21 protein-coding genes and 1 pseudogene are annotated in these 21,339 nt (G+C 65.2%); 8 read left to right on the forward strand and 14 right to left on the reverse strand.

What is annotated here, in order from left to right; translation table 11 throughout:
- Positions 1-10: 10 nt before the first annotated feature.
- Together greA and ACVWY0_RS03545 are read right to left on the reverse strand one after the other, a co-directional pair.
- A complete protein-coding gene (gene greA, locus ACVWY0_RS03540; RefSeq protein WP_056343498.1) occupies positions 11-505 on the reverse strand; it encodes a transcription elongation factor GreA in 495 nt (164 codons plus the stop codon).
- A 152-nt stretch (positions 506-657) separates the two neighbouring features.
- Complete coding sequence (locus ACVWY0_RS03545) at positions 658-1,116, reverse strand: DUF4307 domain-containing protein (RefSeq protein ID WP_248761972.1); 459 nt, start codon at positions 1,114-1,116, stop codon at positions 658-660.
- A gap of 144 nt (positions 1,117-1,260) precedes the next feature.
- On the opposite strand from ACVWY0_RS03545, the gene mca reads away from it, so the two are divergent.
- Positions 1,261-2,166 carry a mycothiol conjugate amidase Mca gene (mca, locus tag ACVWY0_RS03550; protein WP_485835452.1) on the forward strand — a complete coding sequence of 302 codons (906 nt, stop codon included), beginning with the start codon at positions 1,261-1,263 and terminating at the stop codon, positions 2,164-2,166.
- A 115-nt stretch (positions 2,167-2,281) separates the two neighbouring features.
- Positions 2,282-2,653 (forward strand): hypothetical protein, encoded by a 372-nt coding sequence (locus tag ACVWY0_RS03555; protein WP_485835453.1) that lies wholly within the window; start codon positions 2,282-2,284, stop codon positions 2,651-2,653.
- Positions 2,654-2,693: 40 nt separating this feature from the next.
- Here ACVWY0_RS03555 and trhA read toward each other — a convergent pair whose 3' ends face one another.
- Entirely contained in the window at positions 2,694-3,416 is a 723-nt protein-coding gene (trhA, locus tag ACVWY0_RS03560; protein WP_485835454.1) for a PAQR family membrane homeostasis protein TrhA, read from the reverse strand.
- 154 nt (positions 3,417-3,570) lie between these two features.
- Here trhA and ACVWY0_RS03565 point away from each other — a divergent pair, with 154 nt between their 5' ends.
- Both ACVWY0_RS03565 and phoH2 read left to right on the forward strand, forming a co-directional pair.
- Positions 3,571-4,332, forward strand: a complete 762-nt coding sequence (locus ACVWY0_RS03565; protein ID WP_252566700.1) for an isoprenyl transferase — start codon at positions 3,571-3,573, stop codon at positions 4,330-4,332.
- 240 nt (positions 4,333-4,572) lie between these two features.
- Complete coding sequence (phoH2, locus tag ACVWY0_RS03570; RefSeq protein WP_485835455.1) at positions 4,573-6,003, forward strand: RNA 5'-3' helicase PhoH2; 1,431 nt, start codon at positions 4,573-4,575, stop codon at positions 6,001-6,003.
- Positions 6,004-6,376: 373 nt separating this feature from the next.
- Here the strand turns inward: phoH2 and ACVWY0_RS03575 are convergent, their stop codons facing one another.
- Positions 6,377-7,021 carry a GNAT family N-acetyltransferase gene (locus ACVWY0_RS03575; protein WP_485835456.1) on the reverse strand — a complete coding sequence of 215 codons (645 nt, stop codon included), beginning with the start codon at positions 7,019-7,021 and terminating at the stop codon, positions 6,377-6,379.
- Positions 7,022-7,091: 70 nt separating this feature from the next.
- Positions 7,092-7,886, reverse strand: coding sequence for a hypothetical protein (locus ACVWY0_RS03580; protein WP_485835457.1), 795 nt, complete (start codon positions 7,884-7,886; stop codon positions 7,092-7,094).
- 59 nt (positions 7,887-7,945) lie between these two features.
- On the opposite strand from ACVWY0_RS03580, the gene ACVWY0_RS03585 reads away from it, so the two are divergent.
- Complete coding sequence (locus tag ACVWY0_RS03585; RefSeq protein WP_485835458.1) at positions 7,946-8,503, forward strand: prepilin peptidase; 558 nt, start codon at positions 7,946-7,948, stop codon at positions 8,501-8,503.
- Between the two features lie 137 nt (positions 8,504-8,640).
- Here ACVWY0_RS03585 and ACVWY0_RS03590 read toward each other — a convergent pair.
- The 4 genes and pseudogenes from ACVWY0_RS03590 to ACVWY0_RS03605 all read right to left on the reverse strand — a co-directional run.
- Positions 8,641-9,537: pseudogene (locus tag ACVWY0_RS03590) on the reverse strand (MFS transporter); the annotation flags it as partial.
- Positions 9,538-9,630: 93 nt separating this feature from the next.
- Positions 9,631-11,052: a class II fumarate hydratase gene (locus tag ACVWY0_RS03595; protein ID WP_485835459.1), complete on the reverse strand. Its 1,422-nt coding sequence runs from the start codon at positions 11,050-11,052 to the stop codon at positions 9,631-9,633.
- Positions 11,053-11,128: 76 nt separating this feature from the next.
- A complete protein-coding gene (locus ACVWY0_RS03600; RefSeq protein ID WP_485835460.1) occupies positions 11,129-11,743 on the reverse strand; it encodes a carbonic anhydrase in 615 nt (204 codons plus the stop codon).
- A gap of 9 nt (positions 11,744-11,752) precedes the next feature.
- Positions 11,753-12,433, reverse strand: coding sequence for a DUF4245 domain-containing protein (locus ACVWY0_RS03605; RefSeq protein WP_485835547.1), 681 nt, complete (start codon positions 12,431-12,433; stop codon positions 11,753-11,755).
- Positions 12,434-12,652: 219 nt separating this feature from the next.
- On the opposite strand from ACVWY0_RS03605, the gene glpX reads away from it, so the two are divergent.
- Both glpX and ACVWY0_RS03615 read left to right on the forward strand, forming a co-directional pair.
- Positions 12,653-13,675 carry a class II fructose-bisphosphatase gene (glpX, locus tag ACVWY0_RS03610; protein WP_252566698.1) on the forward strand — a complete coding sequence of 341 codons (1,023 nt, stop codon included), beginning with the start codon at positions 12,653-12,655 and terminating at the stop codon, positions 13,673-13,675.
- Positions 13,676-14,148: 473 nt separating this feature from the next.
- Positions 14,149-14,778, forward strand: coding sequence for an endonuclease domain-containing protein (locus ACVWY0_RS03615; protein WP_485835461.1), 630 nt, complete (start codon positions 14,149-14,151; stop codon positions 14,776-14,778).
- 59 nt (positions 14,779-14,837) lie between these two features.
- On the opposite strand, the gene ACVWY0_RS03620 is transcribed toward ACVWY0_RS03615, so the two are convergent.
- From ACVWY0_RS03620 to ACVWY0_RS03640, 5 genes are all read right to left on the reverse strand, one after another.
- A complete protein-coding gene (locus ACVWY0_RS03620) occupies positions 14,838-15,812 on the reverse strand; it encodes a lipid II:glycine glycyltransferase FemX (protein WP_485835462.1) in 975 nt (324 codons plus the stop codon).
- Positions 15,813-15,815: 3 nt separating this feature from the next.
- Positions 15,816-17,066: a mannose-6-phosphate isomerase, class I gene (gene manA, locus ACVWY0_RS03625; RefSeq protein WP_485835463.1), complete on the reverse strand. Its 1,251-nt coding sequence runs from the start codon at positions 17,064-17,066 to the stop codon at positions 15,816-15,818.
- A gap of 86 nt (positions 17,067-17,152) precedes the next feature.
- Positions 17,153-18,802 carry an LCP family protein gene (locus ACVWY0_RS03630; protein ID WP_485835464.1) on the reverse strand — a complete coding sequence of 550 codons (1,650 nt, stop codon included), beginning with the start codon at positions 18,800-18,802 and terminating at the stop codon, positions 17,153-17,155.
- 10 nt (positions 18,803-18,812) lie between these two features.
- Positions 18,813-19,391, reverse strand: coding sequence for a 5-(carboxyamino)imidazole ribonucleotide mutase (purE, locus tag ACVWY0_RS03635; protein WP_485835465.1), 579 nt, complete (start codon positions 19,389-19,391; stop codon positions 18,813-18,815).
- Complete coding sequence (locus ACVWY0_RS03640; RefSeq protein ID WP_485835466.1) at positions 19,388-20,584, reverse strand: 5-(carboxyamino)imidazole ribonucleotide synthase; 1,197 nt, start codon at positions 20,582-20,584, stop codon at positions 19,388-19,390. Before ACVWY0_RS03640 ends, purE begins: the two co-directional genes overlap by 4 nt.
- A gap of 173 nt (positions 20,585-20,757) precedes the next feature.
- Here ACVWY0_RS03640 and ACVWY0_RS03645 point away from each other — a divergent pair, with 173 nt between their 5' ends.
- Positions 20,758-21,336, forward strand: coding sequence for a GtrA family protein (locus ACVWY0_RS03645; RefSeq protein WP_485835467.1), 579 nt, complete (start codon positions 20,758-20,760; stop codon positions 21,334-21,336).
- Positions 21,337-21,339: the final 3 nt, after the last annotated feature.

Genomic DNA, 21,339 nt, shown 5'->3' on the forward strand with positions numbered 1-21,339 from the left:
GTGTGAAGCGTCAGCCTGCGTAAGGCTTGGCGGAGAGGATTTCCACCGTGATGTCCTTGCCGTTCGGAGCCGTGTAGCTGAGCTTCGCGCCCTCTTTGTGGCCGACGATTGCGGCGCCGAGGGGTGACTTCTCACTGAACACGTCCAGGTCTGAATCGCCGGCGATTTCGCGGGACCCCAGCAGGAATGTCTCTTCGTCGCCTGCGATCCGGGCAACAACGAGCATGCCGGGCTCCACAATGCCGTCGTCAGCGGGGGACTCGCCCACGTGGGCGTCGCGCAGAAGGGCCGTCAGCTGGCGGATCCGGGCTTCGATCTTGCCCTGCTCTTCTTTGGCCGCATGGTAGCCGCCGTTTTCCTTCAGGTCGCCCTCTTGCCGGGCAGCTTCAATCTTCTGGACAATCTCCGCACGGCCAGGGCCGGAAAGGTGGTCCAGCTCTGCCTTCAGGCGGTCAAAAGCTTCCTGGGTGAGCCAGGCTGCAGGCGCGCTGTTGGTGGTAGACACGGACTTCTCCTAATGGTCGTACATGCAAAAGACCCCGCAACGGTGGCCACTTTTGGAACTCAGCAACCAGCTCAGCGGGGTAAAGGTATTGACCCATTGTAGTCAAAACTCCGGACATACCCAACCCGGGATGGGGCATAGATCACACGGCGCTACGTCCCGGCACCCGGAATCCAGCAGTCGTCCACCACACCGGAAACGGACAGGGACTCCGTCCGGAGTGTCACGCGCTGCGAAACTGTCCTGCCGCCGTCGGCCGTTCCGTCAGCTTCCCCGGGCGGGATGTCCACTACTTTCCAGCCCACCACGGCGAACTTGGAGTCGAGGGCCTTGACGGCGCACTTGACGGCCGTCCCCGGTTCCCTAGTGACCTGGAAATCAACCTCGGCCGCCGTGGCATCGATGGTGCTGAAACCGATGTCCTTGAACGTTACGTCAGAGCCGGCTGAGGACGTGGAGACCCAGGCCATAAACCCCACTCCAGCCGCCAGCGCTGCTACGGCAATGCCACGTTTGACCGCACGCGGGAGGGGCTGCTTTTTACTGCCATAACGATTGGCTAGGCTAGTGTCTGCAGGCGGGGACACGGCGGGCTGATCCTGGGTAGTCACCAGTCCAGTTTAGTTCGGTTCCAGGCCGTGGCCGTCCGGTCCGGATCAGCACCCCCGGCACAGCTATCCCGTCCGTCCAGTCATGCAGTCCCTTCAGTCCAGTGGCCGTCACAGCAGCCGCAGAAGAATAAGGAGCCGTCCTCGATGACAGCGTCCACCAATACCCCGGCAACGCTGAGGCTGCTAGCCGTTCATGCGCACCCGGACGACGAGTCCAGCAAGGGCGCCGCGACCATGGCCATGTACGCCGCCGCCGGAGTGGAAGTCATGGTGGCCACCTGCACCGACGGATCCCGCGGAGACATCCAGAACCCTGCCGTGGAAGGCGAGCCGCATCCCAAGCGGGACATGGCCGGGGCGCGCCGGCTGGAAATGGACCAGGCGGCCAAGGTACTTGGCATCCAGCAGCGCTGGTTGGGATTCACGGACTCCGGCCTGCCAGAGGGCGATCCTCTGCCGCCGCTGCCGGCCGGATCCTTCGCCGTCCAGCCGCTGGAGCGCGCCGCGGCGCCGCTGGTGCGGCTGGTCCGGGACTTCAAGCCGCAGGTGATCGTCAGCTATGACGAAAACGGGGGATACCCGCACCCGGACCACATCATGGCGCACCGGGTGGCAGTGGAGGCATTTGCGGCTGCGGGTGACCCCGGCAGGTATCCCGACGCCGGAGCGGCCTGGGAACCCAGCAAGCTCTATTACGACAGGGCCTTCAGCCCGGACCGGTTCCGCGCACTGCATTTTGCCCTGGAAGAAGCAGGCCTGCAGTCCCCGTACGCCCAGCGGCTGGCCGCGTGGCTGGAAACGGACGCGGAAGGCCACACCCCGCCGCAGGGTGCCCATGCCACCACCACGCAGATCGACTGCGGGGATTTTTTTGAGGCCCGCGACGACGCACTCCGCGCGCACCGGACGCAGGTGGATCCGCTGGGGTTCTTCTTTGCCGTGTCGGCCGAGATGCAGCGCCGCGTGTGGCCGTGGGAAGACTACTCCCTGATCGAGTCCAGGGTCCCCGCGGAGTTGCCCGAAAAGGACCTTTTTGCCGGGCTAAGATAGAAGCGGCAGAATATTCTATGCCGTGTAGAAAAGCTGTGGGCTGGTCCGGGTCCCGCGGACCCGCCTCCGGAATCCGCGGCCGGCTGCCCATCATTTTCCACAGAAGGTTTGAACCGTGCATCACTTGCTCCTCGCCCTGACCGCCACCCCCTCGCCGCTGCCGACGCCCGGCCTGCGTGAGGGCATCTCCGAGGACCAGATCACCCCGGGCCTGTGGGGCTTCATCATGACGGCTTTCTTTGTGCTGGCCACCACGCTGCTGATTGTGGACATGGTCCGCCGCATCCGCCGCGTCCGCTACCGGGCGCAGGTGGCAGAGGAGCGCCAGGCGGCGGCGGAGGCTGCGGCTGAGGCGGTTGACATTGAAGCTGCGGATGACCACGACGGCGTCGGTGCCGCCGGGGACACGGATGCTGCCGGCGACAATGCCGGACTCGACGAGAATGGTCAGAGCCAGGCCGCCGACCGGTCCCAGCCCCGCGACTGAAGCGAGCCGATTTCCCGCGTTCTCACCGGGCCTCGACGGTTCAACTGAGGACTGCGATGGCGATCGCCGTGAAATGTGCTGCGAAGGCCAGGACCGTCAGGGCATGGAAGAGTTCGTGGAAGCCAAAGTGCTCGTAGCTGAAGTTGGGTTTCTTGAGCGCGTAGAACACGGCACCGGTGATGTACAGAATGCCGCCCACACAGATCAGGACGGCGGCGGGGACGCTGGCCGCGAAGAACTCAGGCAGGTAGAACAGCGACCCGCAGCCCAGGGCGATGTAGATCGGCACGTATAGCCAGCGCGGCGCGTTCGTCCACAGCAGCCGGAACAGCACCCCGAGAATGGCCCCGGACCAAATGACCCAGAGCAGCAGGACCGCCTTGGGCTGTTCCAGGAGCGACCAGGCCAGGGGCGTATAGCTGCCGGCGATGACCAGCATGATGTTGGTGTGGTCCAGGCGCTTGAGGACAATCTTCACGCCCGGAGACCAGTTGCCGCGGTGGTAGATGGCACTGATGCCAAAAAGCAGGACTCCGGTGGCAGCGTAGATGGCCGAGGTGATCTTGCGGTCCGTAGTGGGGGCGAGGACCACCAGGACGATGCCCGCTGACAGTGCCAACGGAGCCGTGACGGTGTGGATCCAGCCGCGCCACTTGGGCTTGATCATCAGGAGCTCGGCCAGCCGGACGGCGGCGTCGTTCAAGGGGCTGTGGCCGTGGTCCGCCGAGGGCGCGCGGGGGCCGTCAGGAGTCTGGCTGTTCATGGCTTCAGAATATCCTCTCTTTGGATAAGTTACTCATGGGTAGCAATCATGACGGGTCATCCGGGAACGTACCGTCACGCCGGTCCCGGTCCCGGACGGTAGCCTAGGATGTGCAATGCCGTCGAACAGCAACGGAAGTCAGGTGAGTCTCCTCGTGGAATTGCGCGGGTTCCTTTATGACTTCTACGAGAGGCGGCTGCTCAGCGAGTTGGCCGGCGGCCGCATTCCCAATCACATCGGCGTGATGGTGGATGGCAACCGCCGCTGGGCCAAACAGTTCAACGCACCCACCAGCCAGGGCCACCAGGCCGGCGCGGACAAGATCCATGAATTCCTCGGCTGGTGCCAGGAGCTTGGGGTCAAGGTGGTCACGCTCTACATGCTGTCCACGGACAACATGAGCCGGTCCAGCGAGGAGCTGGATCTTCTGATGGGGATCATTGCCAACACCCTGGACCGCCTGGACGAGGACGCCAACATCTCGGTCAACGCCATGGGCGCCCCCGAGCTCCTGCCCGACTACCTGGCGGAACGGCTCAACAAGCTCACTGCCCGCACACCGGTACGCGAAAAGATCCATGTCAACGTTGCGGTGGGCTACGGCGGACGCCGCGAAATCGTTGACGCCGTGCGGGAGCTGCTTCACGACGCCGTCGCCAAGGGCTCTGACATTTCGGCGCTCGCCGACACCCTGTCCGTGGACGATATTTCCCGTTTCCTCTACACGCGCGGCCAGCCGGATCCGGACCTGGTGATCAGAACCTCCGGGGAGCAGCGGCTGTCCGGGTTCCTGATGTGGCAGAGCGCGTACAGCGAGTTCTACTTCTGCGAGGCCTTGTGGCCCGCCTTCCGCAAAGTGGACTTTCTCCGCGCCCTTCGCGACTACGCAGGCAGGCAGCGGCGCTTCGGGACCTGATCCGGCCGGTCCGTTCATCCGGAATTCACAAGCCGGCAACAGGAATCGCCGACGGATGGCACCGGAAATTACTGGGCAGGGATTTACGTTATATCCATCAGCAGGCAAATACGCCGGCTGATCGGGGAGGCCAGTACATGGAGCGAATTTCGCACCGGTTGTATGGGAGGCCGGACCCGGCCTCCAGGCCGAGCCGCCTCACCAATAACAATTCCGGGCGTGCCCGGGGCTGGAGTCGATGTGGCTAATTCTGAACAACTGCCCGAAGCCGTTTTTGACCAGGGACAGAAAGCTACCTCTCGCGCCACGCGAGCCACCTCACAAACCGGTGCAGCAGACGAAATATCTGCGGCCGGTTTTGCTGTCTCCGGAAGGGACGCCACCATCAGCAGCTTCGTCATTGACACCTCCGTCCTGCTCTCGGATCCACAGGCGCTGCTGCGCTTTGCCGAGCACGAAGTCATTGTTCCCATCGTTGTCATCACCGAACTTGAGGGGAAACGGCACGACCCCGAACTGGGCTACTTTGCCCGCAAGGCGCTCCGGCTGCTCGATGACCTCCGGGTGAAACACGGTGGCTTGAGCAAACCCATCCCCATCGGAAACGAGGGCGGCACCCTGCTGGTGGAGCTGAACCACATTTCCGCCGAGGTGCTTCCGCTGGGTTTCCGCAGCGGCGACAACGACAGCCGCATCCTTGCAGTGGCCAAGAACCTGGCCAATGAAGGCCGGAATGTCACCGTGGTTTCAAAGGATCTCCCCATGCGGGTTAAGGCCTCCGCCATGGGACTTACGGCCGACGAATACCGCAACGAGCTCGTGAAGGATTCGGGCTGGACCGGCGTCGCCGAGGTGGAAGCCAGCGAGGACGAAATCTCCACCCTGTACGGCCACGAACCCGTCTTCATCCCCGCAGCCGCCGAAATGCCGGTCAACACCGGGCTGGTGATCCTCTCCAACCGGGGCTCAGCCCTGGGCCGTGTGGGCGCCGACAAGCAGGTGCGGCTGGTCAAGGGGGACCGGGACGTGTTCGGGCTCCACGGACGCTCCGCGGAACAGCGGCTGGCCATCGACTTGTTGATGGACCCCGCCGTCGGAATCGTTTCGGTCGGCGGACGGGCCGGCACCGGCAAATCCGCGCTGGCCCTGTGCGCCGGCCTGGAAGCTGTGCTGGAACGCCGCGAGCACCGCAAGGTGATCGTCTTCCGCCCGCTCTACGCCGTGGGCGGCCAGGAACTCGGCTACTTGCCCGGCTCCGAGTCGGAAAAGATGAACCCCTGGGCCCAGGCGGTCTTTGATACGCTCGGTGCCCTGGTCAGCCAGGAAGTCGTGGAAGAAGTTATGGACCGCGGCATGCTCGAGGTCATGCCGCTGACCCACATCCGCGGCCGTTCCCTGCACGACGCCTTCGTGATCGTCGACGAGGCCCAGTCACTCGAGAAGAACGTCCTGCTCACCGTGATGAGCCGCATCGGCCAGAACTCCAAGATCGTCCTCACCCACGACGTCGCCCAGCGTGACAACCTGCGCGTCGGCCGGCACGACGGAATCGCCGCCGTCGTCGAAACCCTGAAAGGACACCCCCTCTTCGGCCACATCACCCTGACCCGCTCGGAGCGCTCCCCGATCGCAGCCCTGGTAACAGAGCTCCTCGAAGGGGCTGAGATCTAAGGTCCTGTCCCGGTACCGTCCGAACGCCGGGTCACCCTTCCTCTGCGTGCTGCTCGTTCCTCGCTCTGACGCACGCTGCCGGAAGGCTGAGCCGGCGTTCTCGTGCGTCCCGGGCAGTCCCGCAAGAATCGGCACGAGAAGTGACCGACGCACACGGCAGGCCCCGGGCCTTCTCGTAGGAGCGCATCGCGGCGCATCGGGCCGTGGAGGTCGCCCAGCGACCGAAATGGCCCCTATGCGCTGTGTCTAAGCGACGGAGAAGGTCCGGGGGCTGACGGACCCAGCTACGGGCCGCTCTGTGAAGCGGCGCGTCGGGAGGTGTCTAAGCGACGGCGAAGGGCACGGGGCGCACGAACCCAGCCGCGCCCGGCACTCAGCCGACGAGGAACTTGGCCGCTCCTTCGTGGCCTTCTACCTTGAGGGTCCAGTCGGGGCGTTTGAAGGTTGCGGGGGTGAGGCGCACTTTTTGGACTTCGACGGCCTTGCCGCCCCAGGATTGCCTGTTGGTGCCGTTGAGTTCGTAGCCGAGGGAGCGGGACACGCCCAGGGACGCGGCGTTCCAGGCGGCGGCTTCGGATTCGGCCACTTCGGCGCCGAGCCAGTCGAACGCGTAAAGCGCGACGGCGGCCCGCATCTCCGCGCCCAGCCCTTGGCCGTGGAGGGACTGCTTGAGCCATGAGCCGGTGCTGACGGTCTTGAGGGTGGCAAAGTCCTTGGCGCCGATGTCCTGGCAGCCGATGAATTCGTCCTTGTACCAGATGCCCAGGAGCAGGGTCCAGTCCTCGGGCGTGGCCTGGCCGCGGCAGCGCCAGTACCACTGCGCCATGTTGTGCCCTAAGGACTCCGCCGGCAGTTCCGTCCACGGAGTGCTGAAGGGGCTCCGGCCGGGTTCGTGGACTCCGCTGGCGGCCGCGGCAACTGCGGCCGGAATGTCGGCGTCGGCGATGGGACGCAGCACCAGGCGGGGTGTGGTCAGCTCAAAGCCGAAGAGGGGCCAGATGGAAGTCAGCGCGGTCATCAGGGAAGCCTAGCCGACGCCTGGCCGTGGAGCCTGTCAACCGCCGGTTGCGGTCGGAGAGGACCCGTAGTCAGGCGTGGATGTCCCAGCTGATGTGGCGTCGGACGTCCGTAAGGTTCATGGACTCTGCCACGAACAGGTCGTCCAGCATATATTCGTCCACGGCGAGGATCCGGATCCAGTGCCCGTAATCCGGGGTTGCCGCGTCCAGTGACTGGCTGGCCACGCAGACGCCGGTTTCCACGTCGATCCGCACCCGGTTGCTGCCGGGCAGGCAGAGCGGAGCGGCAGGATCCGTTGGATGGTAGGACGCGGTGGGTGTCACGGTTGCCTCCAGCGCCGGCCGGCCATCGTGATCCACGCGGCGAACGGCGTCGACCTCTACGGCGTTGGTGCCCGGGAACTCGATCGGGACCGGGGCATTCCCGGCGAGTTCCACGGGATCAAGGGCAGCCGAGAAACGGCCGTTCCCGAAGCCCGGCTCGCCGTATGCTGCCTCCGGCCGGCGCCTGACCAGGCCGCCGTCGTCGTAAACGGGCGCCACGAGGTGGGGCGGCAGCAGCCAGGACTTCCGGGTGGCGCTGACGTACAACCCGTCCTTCGAATCGTTGATGCCGGTGGTGCTGTGGAGGACAAGCCGGTCAGCGGTTTCCAGGCGCAGCGCCCCGGGCCGGCGCAGCCAGGCGCGGACCAGCGGAGCAGACGGGTGGGGGACGTCGGAAAACGGTTCATCCCAGTATTCAAAGCGCAGTGACTGCCACTTCCAGGGGGAAGACCGGCAAAGGTTCCGGAACATGGTGCTCAGGTCTGCAGCGGCGGCGCTGCCCTCCGGATCCGGCCGGCGCCTGGTGTCCCATGTCGACATATCCACAGTTTACGCGTGGGCTCAGCAGTGCGGCGCGCGAATCCAGTAGCATCCGAGGGGTGATCCGACGACTCGATGGACTGTGGGACGCCACCCCGCTGGCGTTCTGGCTGGTGCTGGCCGCCTGTGCCTACTTTATTGTTATGGCGGCCCGGCTGACGGTGATTGACGTTCGCCACCATCTGCTGCCCAACCGGATTGTCTTCCCGTCCTACGGTGTGGCGGGGGTCCTGTTGCTCGCGGCGGCCTTGGTGCACGTGATCGCCGGTCCTGCCGCGCTCGTGGGGTCACCCGACGGTGCCGCCGAGCTCCTGGGGATCCCGGCGCTGCGCATCCTGGCGGGGGGAGCGGTTCTGTGGGCCTTCTATTTTGTCCTGCGGATGGTTTACCCGCCCGGCATGGGTTTTGGCGACGTGAAGCTGGCCGGTGTCCTGGGAATGTACCTTGGCTATCTCGGCTGGGGGCACGTCTTCGCGGGGACCTTCGCGGCTTTCCTGCTGGGTGGCCTCTGGTCCTTGGCGCTGCTGGCGGCCCGCCGCGGCACCCTGACGTCCTCCATCCCGTTCGGCCCGTTTATGCTCGCCGGTGCCGCTGCCGCGATGCTGCTGCCGGCTTAGCGCGAGAGGACACTTGCGGCCTCGGTCCGCAGGCGCCAGGAAAACAACAGGGGCGCCGCAACCCCCAAGATCGCGGCGCCCCTGCAGGCTTTTTACTGCGGCCTCCGCCGCTATGGCTTATAGCCTTGCGACGCCGGTCAGCGGCGCTGGGAGACCAGCTCGCCGTCGTCGTCCTTCAGGCTGTCCGCGGGGTCAGGGACGGCGGCGGGTTCCTTCTCCGTTCCGCCATTCAGCAGGGCCAGGTGCTCTGCTTCCAGGCGTTCTGCTTCCTCGCCGCCGACAGCCTCGCCCCGGGCCACCATGCCGGCGGTGTCCGAGAGCGGGATCTGCTTCAACGTGATGGCCAGGATCAGCGCGAGGGCGATGAACGGCACCAGGTACCAGAAGACCGGAGCAAGGGAGTCCGCGTAGGCGTTCACGATTGCATCGCGCAGCTGGTCCGGCAACTGGCTCAGGGCCTGCGGGTCCAGGGTGCTGGTGGACTGCGAGGCCTGTTCCGCGGACGCTCCGGCGCCGGTGAACGCGCTGGTCAGTGACTCCGAGAGCCGGTTGGCGAAAATCGCGCCGAACACTGCCACGCCCAGGGACGCGCCGACTTCGCGGAAGTAGTTGTTGGTGCTGGTTGCCGTGCCGATCTGATCCGCGGGGACAGAATTCTGCACCACCAGGACGATGACCTGCATGATCGATCCCAGTCCTGCGCCGAACACGAACAGCTGGACGCAGATGACCCAGATGGGGGTTTCGGCGGTCAGGGTGGTGAGCCACAGCATCGCCGCGATCGTCAAGGCCGCCCCGACGATGGGGAACATCTTGTACTTGCCGGTCTTGGAGATCCGGATGCCCGAATAGATGGCCATGCCCATGAGGCCTACCATCATGGGCAGCATCAGAAGCCCGGATTCAGCCGCTGACGTCCCGGATGACATTTGCAGGAAAGTGGGCACAAAGGCGATGGCGGAGAACATGCCCAGGCCCAGGGTAAAGCCGATGGCCGTGGCGTTGACGAAGATCCGGTTCTTGAACAGGCTGAGCGCAGGCACCACGTACGACGGCGGCCGGCGCCTTCCGTGGGGAAGGTGCCGGCCGCCGTCGAACGTTCGTGCTGGGCGCCGTGGGGATCGGGGCTATGCCTTGTGCGGCGGGCGCGTCATGGACATAACGTCCAGGGCGGTATCCAGCTGCTCTTCGGTGACCTCGCCGCGCTCCAGGAAACCCATGGCGACGACGGTCTCACGGATGGTGAGGCCCTCGGCCACGGCCTTCTTGGCGATCTTCGCCGCGTTCTCGTAGCCGATGTACTTGTTCAGCGGGGTGACAATCGAGGGGGAGGCCTCGGCGAGGAAGCGGGCGCGTTCCACGTTGGCGGTAATACCGTCGATCATCTTGTCCGCCATGACGCGGCTGGTGTTGGCCAGCAGGCGGATGGACTCGAGCAGGTTGGCGGCCATCACGGGGATGCCGACGTTGAGTTCGAACGCGCCGTTGGTGCCGGACCAGGCGATCGCGGTGTCGTTGCCGATGACCTGGGCGCAGACCATGATGGACGCTTCGCAGATGACAGGGTTGACCTTGCCCGGCATGATCGAGGAGCCCGGCTGCAGGTCCGGAATGGCGATTTCGCCGAGGCCGGTGTTGGGGCCGGAGCCCATCCAGCGGAGGTCATTGTTGATCTTCATAAAGGAGATCGCGATGTTGCGCAGTTGGCTGGAGCCTTCGATGAGGCCGTCGCGGTTGGCCTGGGCCTCGAAGTGGTCGCGGGCCTCGGTCAGCGGCAGGCCGGTGTCCGTGGCGAGCAGTTCGATGACGCGTTCCGGGAAGCCGGCCGGGGTGTTGATGCCGGTGCCCACCGCGGTGCCGCCGAGCGGAACTTCGGCAACACGGGGGAGGGCGGCGTTGATGCGCTCGATGCCGTAGCGGACCTGGGCTGCATAGCCGCCGAACTCCTGGCCGAGCGTCACCGGGGTGGCGTCCATGAGGTGGGTGCGGCCGGACTTGACGACGTCGGTGAACTCCACGGCCTTGCGCTCCAGCGACTCGGCCAGGTAGCCAAGCGCCGGGATGAGGTCGTTGATCAGGGCCGAGGTGGCGGCAACGTGGACCGAGGTGGGGAAGACGTCGTTGGAGGACTGCGAGGCGTTGACGTGGTCGTTCGGGTGGACAACTTTGTCACTCCCGGCGGCTTTGAGGGCACGCGTGGCCAGCTCGGCGATGACCTCGTTCATGTTCATGTTCGAGGACGTGCCGGAACCGGTCTGGAAAACGTCGATGGGGAAGTCGCCGTCGTACTTGCCGGCAGCTACCTCATCGGCAGCCGCTGCAATCGCCTTGGCCAGCTCGCCGTCGAGCACCCCAAGTTCTGCGTTGGCCTGCGCGGCAGCCTTCTTGACCCGGGCCAGCGCCTCGATGTGCGCGCGTTCCAGGGTCTTGCCGGAGATGGGGAAGTTTTCAACTGCACGCTGCGTCTGTGCACGGTACAGGGCGTTCACGGGGACGCGGACTTCGCCCATCGTGTCGTGTTCAATGCGGAATTCTTCAGTGGAAGTCATGGGGCTAGCTTAGGGCGATCGGGGGCCCGGACTAAAACCGTGAACCGCATGCTACGGGCATTGATTCGGGCAGCGCCTAGACGTCGCCGATCCCGGAAACTACGTTGGCGCGGCCTTCGGCGAGGCTGTAGGAGAGGCCGATCACCGCGGCGCGGCCGTCCTCGATTGCGGCGGAAATCACACGGGAGCTGTCCACAAGGCGCTGGGACGTCTGCTTGACGTGCTCCACCACCATGTCGTTGATCTCGTGCTCGCCGTTCCGCATGGACGTCAGCACCGAGGGCGTGATGCGCTCCACCAGGTCCCGCATAAAGCCCACGGGCATGTTGCCGGTGTCCACTGCGGACTTGGTGGCACTGACGGCGCCGCAGCTGTCATGCCCCAGCACCACGATCAGCGGCACCCCCAGCACACTGATGCTGTACTCCAGGGAGCCCAGTACGGCGTCGTCAATCACCTGGCCGGCGGTGCGCACCACGAAGGCGTCCCCCAGGCCCAGGTCGAAGATAATCTCCGCGGCGAGCCTGGAGTCCGAGCAGCCGAAGATCACCGCAAACGGGTGCTGGTTTTCCACGAGCGAGGACCGGCGGGACGCATCCTGGTTCGGGTGCGACGATTCGCCGGCAACGAAGCGTTCGTTGCCTTCGCGCATGCGGCGCCAGGCAAGGGCGGGGGTCAGGTAGGTAGCCACGGTCTTACTTTACGGGGCGGTGCTGGCTGACGGTGAAACTGTGACGGCCGGATTGGCCTCCATGGACTTCACGACGGCGGCGCCCAGTTCGGCGAATTCGTCCAGCTGTGCGCTTCCGGTCAGGACAACGGTGGTTCCGCGGTAGTTCAGCACCATGCTCTTCTCGCCTTTGCCGGTGTCACGGAGCTCCCACTCCTGTCCGCCCGCCGCACGCGTTCCCGTCACGGGAGCGCTCTTGGTCTGCTGGACGAGCCAGGTGGGGTTGGACTGGCGGGTCTGGACCAGGCCGATGAAGGACTCGTTCGGTGTCAGGTAGCCAACTTCCCAGGTGGGAACGCCGCTGCCGCTGCCCGACTCCCATCGTGCGTAGTTGGACGTGAACGTGTTGCCGGTGTCCGGTGTTGCGGGTGTGAATCCCGCCACATCCGAGGCGTTCCGGGCCACGGCGCTGACGTCAATGTCCGGGCGGAATCCGTCACTCTTGGGGAGGGGATTCATCAGGATGATGGGCAGGAAGGCGGCGATGCTGACCACCAGGGCAACGATCATGCCGATCACGGAGGCATTGGCGCGCTTCGCCGCTGCCGCCGGGATCACTGGGCGGACGGGGGTTGGTTCAGCCGTCCCGTCGCCGTCGCCTTTAGCTCCGGAGTCGGAGGGGTCGGTCCCGGGGCTGGTCTTTTCCTGCATTTCACTCACCCCTCTATAGTCGCCCATGTTCAGGCGCAACTCACAGTCGGGGGATTGCCGGGGGCTCAAGGCCCATGTTGCAGGACTGCGTCATGCCACGCCCCGGAGGCGCCGCCACGACTATGATCAGTATCAGAGGAATCACCGCACCGGCTGAATCCGGCCGAGCGGGTCCAATGATCGCCACTCGAAGAAGAGGTTCACGTGTCACCAGCGCCTATGACCCAGCAGTACTCCACGATTTCCCCCTCCCTGGCCGTGGGCATCGACGAGCCAGACCGCAACCTCGCCCTTGAACTTGTCCGCGTCACCGAGGCCGCGGCCATCGCCGGCGGCCACTGGGTTGGCTTCGGCGACAAGAACAAAGCCGACGGCGCGGCCGTTGACGCCATGCGCTCCTTCCTTCACACGGTCCACTTCAACGGCGTTGTGGTCATCGGCGAAGGCGAAAAAGACGAAGCCCCCATGCTGTTCAACGGCGAACATGTTGGCGACGGTACCGGTCCTGAGTGCGACGTTGCCGTGGACCCGATCGACGGCACCCGCCTGGCCGCCCTCGGCATCAACAACGCTTTGGCAGTCCTCGCCGTGGCTGAGCGCGGCTCGATGTTCGATCCGTCCGCCGTGTTCTACATGGAAAAGCTCGTCACGGGCCCGGAAGCCGCCGACATGGTGGACCTCCGCCTGCCGGTCAAGCAGAACCTGCACCTGATCGCCAAGGCGAAGGGCGTGAAGGTCAACCAGCTCAACGTCATGATCCTTGACCGCGACCGCCACCGCCCCCTGGTCGAAGAGATCCGCGAAGCCGGCGCACGCACCAAGTTCATCATGGACGGCGACGTTGCCGGTGCGATTGCCGCAGCCCGCTCCGGCACGGGCGTCGACGCCCTCATGGGCATCGGCGGCACACCGGAAGGCATCGTTGCAGCCTGCGCCATCAAGTCCCTCGGCGGCGTCATCCAGGGCCGGCTCTGGCCCACCAGCGACGACGAGAAGCAGAAGGCCATCGACGCCGGCCACGACCTGGACCGCGTGCTGTCCACCAACGACCTCGTGTCCAGCGACAACTGCTACTTCGCGGCCACCGGCATCACCGACGGCGATCTCCTTCGGGGCGTCCGCTACTCCAAGGACAAGGTCCTGACCCAGTCCATCGTGATGCGGTCCAAGTCCGGCACCATCCGCTTTGTTGACGGCGAGCACCAGGCCAGCAAGTGGGAAGGCTACGCCCGCAAGAACTAGCAGGTTCTTCAACCCGCGTACTCCTGCGCGAACTGGCAGCTAATGACCCCAAATTCCTGATTTGGCGTCATCAGCTGCCAGTTCGCGTTTCAGCAGGTAACCCAGCCTGTGGATAACGCAGACCGCAGGCCGGAATCGGTCCACAATGGAGCATGTCCCGGACGCCCATGCCTCCTCAGCTCCCGCACGGATCATTTCTTGTTGCCGATGCAGAGGCCCTGGGCCTCACTCGGAGACAGCTGAGCAGGGAGGGCATATTCACGCCCTCGCGCGGCATAAGACTGCCGCTGGGCAGCACGGGAAGTGTCGCAGAAAACATCCGCGCCTACAGCCGCCTTGACCCTAGTTGCGTCCTGACGCACTCCACCAGCGCGCGAATTTGCGGAGTATGCCTCCCGGCTTGGCTGGAGCAGGACTGGAGGATCCACATAGCCCGTCCTGCAGACGGCTGCAAGCCGCGCCGCAGGAACGTTGTGGGTCACCAGTTGTCGTTCAAACCCGGCGAGGTCATATCGTTCGACGGCGTTCGGCTCACGTCACCGGCTCGTACCTGGCTCGACCTGGCCACCATGCTGGACCTCAACGACCTTGTCGCGGCCGGTGACTCCATTGTCGTCAGCCATGGAGATGACTTCCCGATGCCACGGAAGCCGCTGGCAACTGTTGCCGACCTGAGGCACATTGTGGGTCAGTATCCGGGAATGCGCGGGGTGAAAACGGCGAGGTTAGCCTTGGATCTGATCAGGGTGGGGGCGGACTCGGCACCCGAAAGCTTGATGCGGCTGGCACTGGTACAGGCCGGACTTCCCGAACCGACATTGAATGCTGTGCTCCGCAACGGGCTGGGTCACCCTGTGGTCTGGCCGGATGCTGCCTACCCGGAGTATCGGATCGCACTGCAATATGACGGCGCCCACCACAGTGATCCTGACCAGTACCGCCGCGATATCAAGCGGCAGGGCCTGACTGAAGATCTGGGCTGGCGAGAAATCCGTGTCCAGAAGAGTGACCTGGAAGGGGATCGGCCCTTCGTCGTCGAAAAAGTGCGGGCGGTCCTGAGCGGTTCGTCGGCCCGCACCGGGTGGGAACGAACTGGCAGTTGATGACCCCAAACAGCGGATTTGAGTGTATTAGCTGCCAGTTCGCGCGGAGGTGAGGGGGCTTAAGTGTCCGTTCGCGCTGGGCGCGCGGAGGGGGAGCGGAGGGCGCGAAGCTTGTCGCGCAGCTTGCGGGCCAGCTGGTACGCGTTGTAGCGGAGCTTTTGAACGGGGAGGTCCCAGGTGCCCGGGTACTCCACCTCGCGGCCGCCGAAGGACTTCTTGAAGGCGGTGAAACCTGCCCACTTGTGATCGGGCTGGTCCGCGGGCGCGACACCCCACAGGTCCACGTGTTTCAGGCCGCGGTCCTTGGCGTCTGCCATCAGGGTCACCAGGAGCGGGATGCCCGCGCTGAGCTTGCGGTGAGTGTCATCCAAGGCGGCGTGGGCGTAGGTCCGGGTGTCCGCGGAATCGTAGGCCAAGGCCGCGGCGATCGGCTCGCCGTGCAGTTCGGCGATGAACAGCGTCGCAGCGCCTGCCGGCATGAGGGAGGCCGCCACCTGCGTCAGGTACGCGTCGCTCTGCGGCTTGAACCCGTTCCGCCGAGATGTCATGTGCAGGAAGTCCAGCAGGATACTGATGTCGTCCGGGTCCTGCGACGCCCGGAATGTGACGCCCTTCTTGTGGATGTTCCGGTAGAGGTTCCGGTTCACGGGCTTCATCGCGGCGAGGACATCCTTGAAGTCATCTTCGAGGTCCACGATCCAGCTGAGTTCAGGCTGCTGGTTCACGGGTGCGGGCTGCAAGCCGCGCCGGTTGAGCTCCGTGGCGGCCGGCATCTCAAGCCCGGCGGACACCGGCTCAATCCGGACAAACACAGCGCCGCACGATCTGGCCGTTGCCACCAGGGCGGCTAGGGCGCCGTCGAACGCCTCCGCGGAGGATGCCACCGGCCCATAGGGGGCGTAGAGGACCTTTCCGGCCGGGTTTTTCTCCTCGACGGCCAGGAAGCTCCAGCCCGGGCCGGACTGCTGATGGACTGTGCGGCCCAGCGACGACTGGACATCCGCCCAGGCAGGCGTCTGCAGGAAGAATTCCACGGCTCAGGCCTTCAGGGATGTGGTCACGGCGAAGGCAACGGCAGGGGACTCGGCACCGGCCACCGGGTGGACATTGACCGGTGCTTCCGCGGCGGGAAGGAAAGCGCTGCCCCCGCGGGCCAGCTGCAGGTCGCCCTTGGGCGAATCGAGATACACCGATCCGGCAACGACAATAACGACGACGGCACCCGCCTGGGCCAGCGGCACCGGCTCCGCGCCGGGTGCCAGTTCGATCCGCTGAAGCTGGAACTCCCGGAAGGGCGGCTGGTACAGCTCTTGGCCAAGACCGGAGAATTCCGGCGTGAGCATCGGCACCGCCACCGGCTGGAATTCGATGGTCCGCAACAGCTCCGGCACATCGATGTACTTCGGCGTCAGCCCGCCGCGGAGCACGTTGTCCGAGGACGCCATGACTTCAACACCCAAGCCGTGCAGGTACGCGTGCACGTTGCCCGCTGGGAGGTAGACGGCCTCGCCGGGGGCAAGCGAAATCCTGTTCAGCAGCAGCGAAATCAGCACGCCGGGATCACCCGGGTACTTCTCGTTGAGGCTGATGACCGTGGACAGTTCCGCCTCGTACGGTGCCAGCGGAGCGCCGGAGATCAGAGTCGCGGCCACCATGGCTGTGGTGTGGGAGACGTCTTCGCCGCCCATGATCAGGCGCTCGAAGGCGCTCCTGAGGCCGGCGCCCTCGTCCGGGTTCTCCAGGACCTCAAGCAGCTCCACGAGCAGGGGCGGGACCCCGGTTTCCACAAGGTCGAAGCAGCCGGCAAGGTGGAGCAGAATCTTCCGGGTTGATGCCGGCGCCCGGAACCCGCACAACGCTTCGAACGGCGTCAGCGCGAAGATCATTTCGGGCTTGTGGTTGTCATCGCGGTAGCTGCGGTGCGCGGCATCGGGCGGAATGCCGTCAGCATTCTCCCGGGCGAATCCCGCTTTGGCCTGTTCGATGCTGGGATGGACCTGGAGCGACAACGGCAGCGCGGCAGCAAGGATCTTGGTCAGGAACGGGAGCCGCGGGCCAAACTCGGCCACAGATTCGCCGCCCAGGAAATGTTCCGGATCTTCGGCAATCAAGGCATCCAGCGGTGCCACGGAGCCGTCCACCCGGCGGGCCATCGAGGGGGCGCCGGGGTGGGCGCCGATCCAGAGTTCGGCTTCCGGCCGGCCGGACTCGGGGCGTCCCAGCAGCCCTGCGATGGCGGTGGTGGAACCCCAGGCGTAGTCGCGGAGGACGTTTTCAATTTCGTACACAGCCGGTATCCATTCTTGGTCTTCAGGTCTACGTAGTCTTGCAGTCGGGTGCCGCGGCCGGGTTTCCGGGCGACGGCGCAGCGGGCCTAGAGCGGCGCGCATTGGCCGTTGGTGGCCACCAGTTCACGCAGCGCCTGTTCGTTGCCTTCGCTCTTGAGCTGGTTCAGCATCGCCTCGGTGATCGGCTCGCCGTCGGGCGTTGTGGTCACCGGCGTGAAGTCCGACGACGGCGGGGCAGTCTGCGCGCGGACTCCACCGGCTGCCAGGAACGCAGCCGTGGGCAGCTGCGAGGACGCCTGCAGCCGTCCGCCGGCCGCGGCGGGCTGCAAGATGCCGTCGACCGGCGTGGCAGCCTGGGGCTGCCCCGACGCGGAGGCCAGGAGCTGGTCCACCTTCTCGTGGATGATGTCAAAGTCGGGCACGGTGGAGAAGGATGCGTCAAAATCAGGTGGCCCGATGGTCAGCCGTTTGACTTCCTGGCCTTTGGCCTTCATGGCGAGATCCACGAAACTTCCCAGCTGGGAGGAGGAGATGTTGGAATCCACCACTTTGGTGCCTGCGCTGGCGATGTCCTCGAATTTGGACACCAGCGTGGCCGGATCCAGCTGTTTGAGCATGGCCTGTTGGACACACTGCTGACGCTGGATCCGGGCGTAGTCGTCGACGAATTCGCGCGAGCGTCCGTACCAAAGTGCGCGGTCGCCATCGAGTGTTTGTTCACCGGCGGGAATCCAGCCCAAGGGCATGCCATGAGTGCGGGTAACCTCGTCGAAGTAGCCGCTCATCGGAACCCAGCCGCCGGCCTTGATCCGGATTCCGCCCATGGCGTCGATCAGCTTGGCGAAGCCATCCATGTCCACCAGCACGTAGGCCTGGACCGTGATCCCGAGGGTTCCCGATACCGCCTCAAGGGTGGCCTGGGCGCCGGGGTCTGCGACGCCCGGGTACAGGTCCGCGTGCTCGTTGGTCACTTCGGTGTTGATGGCATTGATGAGGCACGCGTCGCCGCAGTCGTAGCCGTCCGGGTAGATCTCGCGCATGGGCGAGCCTTCGCTGAACTGGGCGTTCTGCAGGTTGCGCGGCACCGAGATGATGGCTGTCTGGCCGGTCTTGGCGTCCACGCTGAGTACGGACAGGCTGTCCGGGCGCCTGCCTGTACGGTCGTCGCCGGCGTCACCGCCCATCATCAGGAAGTTGTAGCGGCCGTCCACGGGATCGATCGCTGGTCCCCCCGCGAAGATGCTGCCGATGGCGTTGCGGCTCACGTTCAGCAGGTACGCGGCATACCCAAGGGTGCCGCTGCTCAGGACCAGGGCGAGGACCAGGGCAATGCCGACGGCGGGACGCGCCGCCGGTGCCAGCAGAACGGGGCGGATCAGCCGGAGGGTGTTGATGAACAGGAACGCCCATCCGAGCGCCAGGGCAACCAGGACGAGGATGATCACCAGCGAGGCAAACTGATTGGTGAGGATGTTGATCAGGAGCGACCGGTTCACGGCCAGCAGCAGCAGGGTGACCGCCAGCAAAGCCCAGGCGGTAAGGGTGACGCGCAGGGCAATACGGCCGAGCTTGCGGTCGCCGGCCACAATCTGGGCGCTGCCGGGCACCAGAAGGGTCATCAGGACCAGGGCAAAGCCCCGTTTGGTCCGGACGGGGGCTGAGGCGCTGGTCGGATAGCGGACGGGATCAGTCATGATCGTGCCGGTGGCTGGCTGCTGCGGTTCGCTTCTGGACATGTCCCGTTCCTTAACGGCTGCCCCGGAGAACACCATTGCCGTCGGCGAAGACTTCGCTGACTTTCTGCCTGAGGTTGGCTCCCTTGCGGGTGGCGACGTCGTTGAGTTCCTGGGCGAAGTCCAGGAGGTCGGCGCGGAGCGTGGCTGCCAGTTCGTCCGTGCCCGACGCGAGGATCCGGACTGCTAGCAGGCCTGCGTTCCGGGCACCGGCAATGGACACGGTGGCTACGGGAACGCCGGCCGGCATTTGCACGATGGAGAGGAGGGAATCCATGCCGTCCAGGGTCTTCAGCGGGACCGGGACGCCAATAACGGGCAAGGGAGTCACGCTTGCCAGCATGCCGGGAAGGTGGGCAGCTCCGCCGGCGCCCGCGATGATGACGCGCAGCCCGCGTTCGTGGGCGGTCTGGCCGTATCGGATCATTTCGGTGGGCATCCGGTGTGCGGAGACCACATCGGCTTCAAAGGGGATGCCGAACTCAGCCAATGCATCCGCGGCGGCCTCCATGACCGGCCAATCCGAGTCTGAGCCCATGACCAGCCCAACGATGGGACGGGGGTCGGTGCCGGTGGTGGTTTCGGTGGTCATGCGTTCTCCTCGGAAATCCGTGCTGATTCTTCGGTGGGAACCCGGCCGTCGCGGATGATGGCCGCCACCCGGGTTGCGCGTTGCCGGACCGAGTCCACATCATCCGTGGAGGTCCCTACGAGGTTGACATGGCCAATCTTGCGTCCCGGACGCACTGATTTTCCGTAGCAGTGGACCTTGGCGGCCGGCTCGCTGGCGAGGGCGGCCGGGTAGGCGGAAAACAGATCCTGGTTGTCGCCGCCCAGGAAGTTTTTCATGACCACTACCGGGCCCAGGATGTCGGTGGCACCCAGCGGCAGGTCCAGGACCGCCCGCAGGTGCTGCTCAAACTGGCTGGTAACCGAACCGTCCTGGGTCCAGTGCCCGGTGTTGTGGGGGCGCATCGCGAGTTCGTTGATCAGGAAGCCGACGCCGGAGCCCGGTGTTTCAAAGAGTTCCGCCGCCATGACTCCGGTGACGCCCAGTTCCGTGGCGACGCGCAGCGCCGCGTCTTCCGCAGCCGCGGCGACCTCGAGGGGGATGTCCAGGGCAGGGGCGATGACTTCGTCGCAGACGCCGTCCACCTGGATAGTGTGCACCACCGGCCAGGCTCTCGCTTCGCCGCCCGGGGTCCGCGCCACCAGCGCGGACAGTTCGCGGCTGAACTCAACTTTGGCTTCGGCGAGGAGCGGGCTCATGGCCTCGAACCACGGAGCAGCCTCTTCGGCGGCCTCGGCGGAGTCGATGATCCGCACGCCCTTTCCGTCGTAGCCGCCGCGGGGCATCTTGAGGACAACCGGCCAACCCGTTTCTTCGCCGAAGTCCACGAGCGCGGCGACGTCAGCGACAGCAGCCCAGATGGGGTTTGGGAGCCCAAGGCTGTCGATGGCAGCCCTCATCACCAGTTTGTCCTGGGCATTAACCAGGGCGTCTGGACCGGGCTGGACATTCACGCCGGCGGCCAAAAGCGCGCGGAGGTGGTCCGTGGGGACGTGTTCGTGGTCGAACGTCATGACATCCAGGCCGGCCGCGAAGTCAAGGAGAGTCTGGAGGTCCTTGTAGTCACCCACCGGTGAAGTGGACACAGCAGACACGGCTGAAACGTCCTCACCCTCAGCCAGGACACGGAGTTCAAAGCCAAGGGCGGTAGCGGCCGGGGCCATCATGCGCGCGAGTTGGCCGCCGCCAACTACGCCGATTACTGGAAAAGTCACATATGCCAGCCTACAGAAAAGCTCACCGGATCCGGGCTTTGGGACGTCGAAGGGCCCGCTTTTCGGGTATTTCCGCGATCACCCTTCACTCCGCGTGGGGCGGGTTCACCGATTTCGGGTCTAAAATAGACCTCTGGCCGTGTGGCCCAATGAACTGACGGCCATGGAGGGTCATGTTTAGCGCACTTGCAGATCGTATCCGGGGGCTCGCCTCGCTATTTTGGCGTGAAGTGGCCAAGTTCGGAGCCGTGGGCGGTGTGGCCTTCATCATTGACTCGGCCATCTTCATCTGGCTGTTCACCGGACCGATGCACGGCAGCGAGGTCTGGGCCAAAGCGGTGGCAACCATCGTGGCAAGCATCTTCTCGTGGGTTGCCAACCGTTACTGGACGTTCAGACACCGCAAGCAGGCCAATGTGGCCCGTGAGGCCGCGCTGTTCGCCGTCATGAACCTGGTGGGACTGCTGATCGCCTCAGGCTGCGTCTGGTTCGCGAAGTACATCCTGGACCTGAACGACAAGCCCTCGCTCTTTATCGCCGGCAGCGTCGTGGGCCTGGTCCTGGGCACCATCTTCCGCTTCTTCGCTTACCGGTTCTGGGTCTTCAACGAAGAACTGGATCAGGAGCCGGAGTTCTCCCACGACCACGAGCTCATCGAACGGCACCATCGTGAGAAGGCAGCTGCTGCTGCCGTCGCCCAGCACGGGGAACAGCCGGACGGGGACTCACAAGAAAGCCGCCGTCAGCCCTGACGC

The organism is Arthrobacter sp. UYNi723, from assembly GCF_054057635.1.

Excerpts from the sequence above, each read along its gene's own strand:
- ACVWY0_RS03595 (WP_485835459.1), bottom strand. The coding sequence starts at position 11,052 with ATGACTTCCACTGAAGAATTCCGCATTGAACACGACACGATGGGCGAA.
- trhA (WP_485835454.1), bottom strand. The coding sequence starts at position 3,416 with ATGAACAGCCAGACTCCTGACGGCCCCCGCGCGCCCTCGGCGGACCAC.
- glpX (WP_252566698.1), top strand. The coding sequence starts at position 12,653 with ATGACCCAGCAGTACTCCACGATTTCCCCCTCCCTGGCCGTGGGCATC.
- ACVWY0_RS03645 (WP_485835467.1), top strand. The coding sequence starts at position 20,758 with ATGTTTAGCGCACTTGCAGATCGTATCCGGGGGCTCGCCTCGCTATTT.
- ACVWY0_RS03575 (WP_485835456.1), bottom strand. The coding sequence starts at position 7,021 with ATGACCGCGCTGACTTCCATCTGGCCCCTCTTCGGCTTTGAGCTGACC.
- ACVWY0_RS03605 (WP_485835547.1), bottom strand. The coding sequence starts at position 12,433 with ATGCAGGAAAAGACCAGCCCCGGGACCGACCCCTCCGACTCCGGAGCT.
- ACVWY0_RS03580 (WP_485835457.1), bottom strand. The coding sequence starts at position 7,886 with ATGTCGACATGGGACACCAGGCGCCGGCCGGATCCGGAGGGCAGCGCC.
- mca (WP_485835452.1), top strand. The coding sequence starts at position 1,261 with ATGACAGCGTCCACCAATACCCCGGCAACGCTGAGGCTGCTAGCCGTT.
- purE (WP_485835465.1), bottom strand. The coding sequence starts at position 19,391 with ATGACCACCGAAACCACCACCGGCACCGACCCCCGTCCCATCGTTGGG.
- ACVWY0_RS03630 (WP_485835464.1), bottom strand. The coding sequence starts at position 18,802 with ATGTCCAGAAGCGAACCGCAGCAGCCAGCCACCGGCACGATCATGACT.